The sequence below is a fragment of the Streptomyces sp. PU-14G genome (assembly GCF_041028275.1).
Taxonomy (GTDB): Bacteria; Actinomycetota; Actinomycetes; order Streptomycetales; family Streptomycetaceae; genus Streptomyces.
Map to the genome: position 1 here is coordinate 1 of NZ_JASKYT010000443.1, position 5404 is coordinate 5404.

6 protein-coding genes are annotated in these 5404 nt (G+C 72.3%); 4 read left to right on the plus strand and 2 right to left on the minus strand.

The window, feature by feature from the left end:
* Nucleotides 1-167 precede the first annotated feature (167 nt).
* The gene (gene arfB / locus AB8Z75_RS31035) at nucleotides 168-599 is read right to left on the minus strand and encodes an alternative ribosome rescue aminoacyl-tRNA hydrolase ArfB (RefSeq protein WP_369207843.1); all 432 of its coding nucleotides are present in this window, start codon (nucleotides 597-599) and stop codon (nucleotides 168-170) included.
* Between the two features lie 206 nt (nucleotides 600-805).
* Between arfB and AB8Z75_RS31040 the strand changes: the two genes are divergently transcribed.
* Nucleotides 806-1381, plus strand: coding sequence for a TerD family protein (locus AB8Z75_RS31040; protein ID WP_369207845.1), 576 nt, complete (start codon nucleotides 806-808; stop codon nucleotides 1379-1381).
* 476 nt (nucleotides 1382-1857) lie between these two features.
* Nucleotides 1858-2391 carry a hypothetical protein gene (locus AB8Z75_RS31045; protein ID WP_369207847.1) on the plus strand — a complete coding sequence of 178 codons (534 nt, stop codon included), beginning with the start codon at nucleotides 1858-1860 and terminating at the stop codon, nucleotides 2389-2391.
* 241 nt (nucleotides 2392-2632) lie between these two features.
* On the opposite strand, the gene AB8Z75_RS31050 is transcribed toward AB8Z75_RS31045, so the two are convergent.
* A complete protein-coding gene (locus AB8Z75_RS31050) occupies nucleotides 2633-3295 on the minus strand; it encodes a pentapeptide repeat-containing protein (protein WP_369207849.1) in 663 nt (220 codons plus the stop codon).
* 328 nt (nucleotides 3296-3623) lie between these two features.
* Between AB8Z75_RS31050 and AB8Z75_RS31055 the strand changes: the two genes are divergently transcribed.
* On the plus strand, nucleotides 3624-4619 hold the full coding sequence (locus AB8Z75_RS31055; protein ID WP_369207851.1) for a zinc-binding dehydrogenase: 996 nt from the start codon (nucleotides 3624-3626) through the stop codon (nucleotides 4617-4619).
* 49 nt (nucleotides 4620-4668) lie between these two features.
* Nucleotides 4669-5404, plus strand: a 736-nt coding sequence (gene mltG, locus AB8Z75_RS31060; RefSeq protein WP_369207853.1) for an endolytic transglycosylase MltG, incomplete at its 3' end; no start/stop codon positions are given.

Here is a 5404-nt window from a genome sequence, read left to right on the forward strand (position 1 = left end):
GGCGCGAGGGGGCGCGAGGGGGCGCGAGTGGGATGTGTGCGCGCCTCTGCCTGTGCGCGGGCCTGGCCTCTGCGCGGGCCTGGCCTGTGCGGGCCGAGGCCTGCACGCGACCGAGGCCTGTGCGCCGGCCTGGCCCGTGCGCGCCGCCGACCGAGTGCGGCGGGCGGCTACTGCCAACCGCTGCCCGAGCGCCCGCGCTTGACCTCGCTGCGCTGCTTCTTCTGCCGCAGACGGCGCTCGTTGACACCGCGAGGAACCTTCTTCTTGCGGCGCGGTGGCGGAGGCGGCGCCGTCGCCTCCGCGAGCAGGGAGGCCATCCGCACGGCAGCCGTCTCCCTGTTCCGCCACTGCGAACGGTGCTCGCTCGCCCGTACGACCAGCACGCCGCCGTCGACCAGGCGGCCGGACAGCCGCTCCAGCGCGCGACGCTTCCACACCTCGGGCAGCGCCTGCGTACGCGCCAGGTCGAAGCGGAGCTCCACCTGGGTGTCGCTCGTGTTCACGTGCTGCCCGCCCGGCCCCGACGAGCGCGTGAAACGCCACGTCAGCTCGGCCTCGGGCAGCGAGACCGTACCGCGTATGTAAAAGGGACCGGACATGCCTCCATGGTCCGCCTTCCGCGCGCACGCGTCACCCGCATTTCCGGTGGAAGGCAAAGAAGGCAAAGAAAGCTGGAACCCGTGCCTGGCCCGACTGCGTTGTGGAGGGTGAGATGTGGGACGGCGGACCCCGGTGAGGTCCCGGTCCCGCACCGGTGATTCCCTCGGGGGTCACCACCGATCCATCACGACAGAAGGGCACCCCCATGGCTGTAAGCCTGTCCAAGGGCGGCAACGTCTCGCTCACCAAGGAGGCACCGGGCCTGAGCGCCGTCACGGTCGGCCTCGGCTGGGACGTGCGCACCACCACGGGTACGGACTTCGACCTCGACGCGAGCGCCATCGCGGTGAACCCGGAGGGCAAGGTCTACTCCGACCAGCACTTCGTCTTCTTCAACAACAAGGCCACCCCGGACCAGGCCATTGTCCACACCGGTGACAACGTCACCGGTGAGGGCGCCGGTGACGACGAGCAGATCAACGTCAACCTGGCCACCCTCCCCGCCGAGGTCGAGAAGATCGTCTTCCCGGTCTCGATCTACGACGCGGAGAGCCGCAGCCAGAACTTCGGCCAGGTGCGGAACGCCTTCATCCGCATCGTCAACCAGGCGGACGGCAACGAGATCGCCCGCTACGACCTCAGCGAGGACGCCGCCACGGAGACCGCGATGGTCTTCGGCGAGCTGTACCGCAACGGCGCCGAGTGGAAGTTCCGCGCCGTCGGCCAGGGCTACGCCTCCGGTCTGGTGGGCATCGCCCAGGACTTCGGCGTCAACGTCTGACGACCCCGCGGGCCGACCGCCGGAGGGCCACGCGTCCGCACGGCGGCACCGGGTGGCGCTTCCCTCCCGGGGAAGCGCCACCCGCCCGTAAGGCCGCCCCGCCGACGCGGTCGCGCCCTGTGACGCGACCACGCCCGTGCCCGCGCGAGAAGTGCGGCGCCGAGCCGCGCCGTACCCCGGCGGGATGCGCCGACGCCCGGCGTCGGCGGAAAGCGCCGATACCCGGCACCGGCACCTGACACCCGCGGCAGGCACCGACGCCTGACACCACACCTGGCACCTGGCACCGGCGGGAGGCACCAGGCGAAAGACGCCAGCCTCGGCGTCAGAACAGCGCGGCACGCGGACAGCACGGCAGTGCGGACAGCGCCGGCACGGGGGCGCACGGCAGCGCGGACAGCGCGGCACGCGGACAGCGCGGCAGCACGGACAGCGCCGACGCGGGGGCGCACGGCGCGGCGTGACACCATCGCGGCGTGCTCGACATCGGCTACGCCCTCTCCCACCGTTTTCCCGACCCGCCCCAGACGGACTACCGCAGCGCCGACGTCCGCGCGCTGCGGCACGACCTGTTCTGCGGTGACGTCTACCTCGCCGACACCGACACCGACCGCGAGCTGTCCACAGCCTGGGGATGGGTGCCGGTGCTCGACTTCGCCTGGGCGCTGTGCGACATCGCCGAGAAACTCGACCGCGCCCCTTCCGCGGCGCCCGGGCGGAAGACGGCCGCCCCAGGCAGCCGGTCCCCGGGCCCCTACCGTGCCGAGCTGGACTTCACCGAGTCCACCGACATGCTGCGCTTCACCAGGCGCTTCGGCTGGGTGGAGATCACCGCAGACTGGTCGGCCGACGACGACCGCGAGCCGCTGACCTTCCCCCACACCGAACTGCGCCGGGAGGCCCGCGACTTCCTGCACGACTTGGTCGCGGACCTCACCGACATGCACGACGGCCTGGCCGACAATCCGACGGTGTGGGACCTGGCCTCCCGCTACCCCCGGGTGCCGTAAGGGTCGCTACGCCGGGAAGCCGGCAGGGCGACGCCGCTCACGGTGACGGCTCCGCCGGACTGCCCCGCGCAGTGGTCAGCGGGGCAGCCCTCATGACAGCCTCACCGTAGGACTCTGTTCGACCGTGTTGGAAGCCCTGCGGCAATGTTTGTTTCCGTGGTCTCGTCAGCCGCTCACCCGCGCTCGCGTCCGCACCCACGCACGCGCCCGCGCCCGCGCCCGGTCGGCAACGCCCTTCCTCTCAGCCCTCCACCCGCACCCCGAGCTGGGCTGCGAACGCGGGCGCCAGCTCCATCAGCTGGCCCGAGCTGACGACCGCGCCCGCCAGGTTGCCCACACCCGTCGCGATGTCCAGCTCCGTCGCGCCGCGCAGATCCACGTTCTTGCACCGCACCTGGTGCAATTCGGCACGCCGCAGCACACAGTCGCGGAACGCGACCCGTTCGAGTGAAGCGCCCCCGAAGTCGGGCTCGTTGAGCACACACCCCTCGAACGTCACATCCGTCAGACGGGCCTGGCGCAGGTTCAGGTAGTCGATCTTCCCTCCTCGCACCAGCACCCGGTTCAGCCGCGATCCGTGCAGCTGGACCCCGCCCAGCCGCGCGTCCCGCAGCTCGACGTCGCGCAGCTCGGCCCCCGCAAGGTCCATACCGACCCCCCACACCCCCTCGAGCACCGAATCGATCACCCTGAGCCGCGCGAGGCGCGCCTCATCCAGCGCGCAGCTGTACATCCCCACATCCAGCAGCGTCGCCCCGCCGCCGTCCGTGCCGCTCAGGTCGAGCCCCTCGAACCGCACTCCGTCGTAATCCCCGTCCGGCTCCAGCCCCGCCCCCTCGAAGGGCCGCAGCTCGGGCAGGTTGACCTGGGGAAGCCGCGCTTCCCGTACCGCTGATCTCGCCATCCCCCCATGCTGCCCGGACCCACTGACAACGCCGGCCGACACGGATGGGCGGCGGGCACGGACCCGGCACGGTGACCGCACCACGGGTGCGGGCGGCGCAGCCGCAGGGCGGCGCAGCACGGGGCGACGCGGGGCAGCACGGGGCGACGCAGCACGGGGCGACGCGGCGCGGCGCGGCGCGACACAACGGCGGGCGGCACAACGCCGGGCGGCACGACGCCGGGCGGCAGTTGACATGAACCTCACTTCAATTTGCAGCATCAGCGGGCCGGCCTCGCCGCTACGGCCGGCCCGCTGACCGCAGCCGCCCCAGGGGAGGAGCCCCACCATGCACGCCGTTCGCCTGCACGCCTTCGGCCCGTCCGAGAACCTGACGTACGAGCAGGTTCCCGATCCGCTCCCCGGGCCGGGCCAGGTACGCATCGCCGTACACGCCGCGGGCGTCCACCTGCTCGACAGCACGCTGCGCGCCGGGCGCCGCCTCGGCCCTCTCCCTCTGCCCGATCTGCCCACCATCCCCGGCCGCGAGGTCGCCGGAACCGTCGCGTCACTGGGCGAGGGCACCGACGCGAACTGGCTCGGGCGCCGCGTCGTCGTCCACCTCGGCGCGGCACCGGGCGGCTACGCCCAGCTGGCCGTAGCCGACGCCGCCGCCCTCCAGGTGATACCCGACGCCCTCACCCCCGCGCAGGCCGTCGCCATGATCGGCACCGGACGCACCGTGATGAGCGTCCTGCGCGGCACCGACATCGGCCCCGACGACACCGTGCTGGTCCTCAGCGCCGCCGGCGGGATGGGCGCGCTCCTGACCCAGTACGCCAAGCACCGCGGCGCCCGCGTCATCGGCGCGGCCGGTGGCCCGGCCAAGACCGCCGCCGTCAGCCGCCTCGGCGCCGACCTCGCCGTCGACTACACACGTACCGACTGGAGCGAGCGCGTCCGCGCGGCGTACGGCGAACGTCCCGTACGCCACCTGTTCGACGGCCCGGGCGGAACACTCGCCCGCACCGCGCTCGACCTCCTCGCCCCAGGCGGCACGCACCACGCATACGGCGGCTCGTCCACGCTGCTGACCGACACGGACGACCCGTCCACGCACACGCCGGGCCCCGACGAGGCCGCGGCGCGGGGCCTCACCGTCCGCCCGCTCGATCCGGCGTTCATCCAGGCACACAAGCGCGAACTGGAGGACGAGTCACTGAAGCTGGCAGCCGACGGCGTCCTGACCCCGCTCGTGCACCCCTTCCCGCTCGCCGAGGCCGCAGCCGCCCACCGGGCCCTGGAAACGCGGGGGACGACGGGCAAGGTGGTACTCGTCCCATAAAACGCGGTCGGCCTCCCGCCGGCCGTGACACTGGCTTAGCGTTCCTCGTATGACCACCAGGACCGCGAAGCGGCAGCGCCGGCTCGCCGGGGTGGCCGCCCTGTGCGCGCTCGCCGTGGCCGCGGCCGTCGTACTGATCCGGCAGTACCAGCAGGAATGGGCCACGACGCCCTTCTCCGTACCGGAAGGGCGTCGCGCCGCGCAGGTGTACGCGGCGGCCGACAAGGCGCTCTCCGTATCGCCGGGAACGACGCGGAAGGCGGCGGAGCGCGCCGCACGCGACGGGAAACTCAAGCTGCCCGCGGCGGCCAAAGGCAACCCGGAGGGCTACCTCTACCCCGCCACCTACACCGTTCGGTCCGAGACGACCCCCACGTCGCTGGTGGCCTCCATGGTGAAGACCGCCCGCAAGCGGCACGCGGCGGCGCACGTCGACAACTACCGCACCCTCGTCGTCGCCAGCATCGCCCAGGCAGAGGCCGACACCTTCCAGGACATGAGGAAGGTCGTCCGCGTGATCAAGAACCGCCTGGCACGCGACATGCCGCTCCAGATGGACTCCACCATCAACTACGCGCTCGACCGCTCCACCCTCAACACCTCACGCGCCGACACCCGCATCGACTCCCCCTACAACACCTACCGCCACAAAGGCCTCCCTCCGTCCCCCATCGACAACCCCGGCCCCGAAGCCCTCAAAGCCGCCACCTCCCCCGCCGACGGCGACTGGCTCTACTTCGTCACCGTCAAACCGGGCGACACCCGCTTCACCGACGACTACAGCC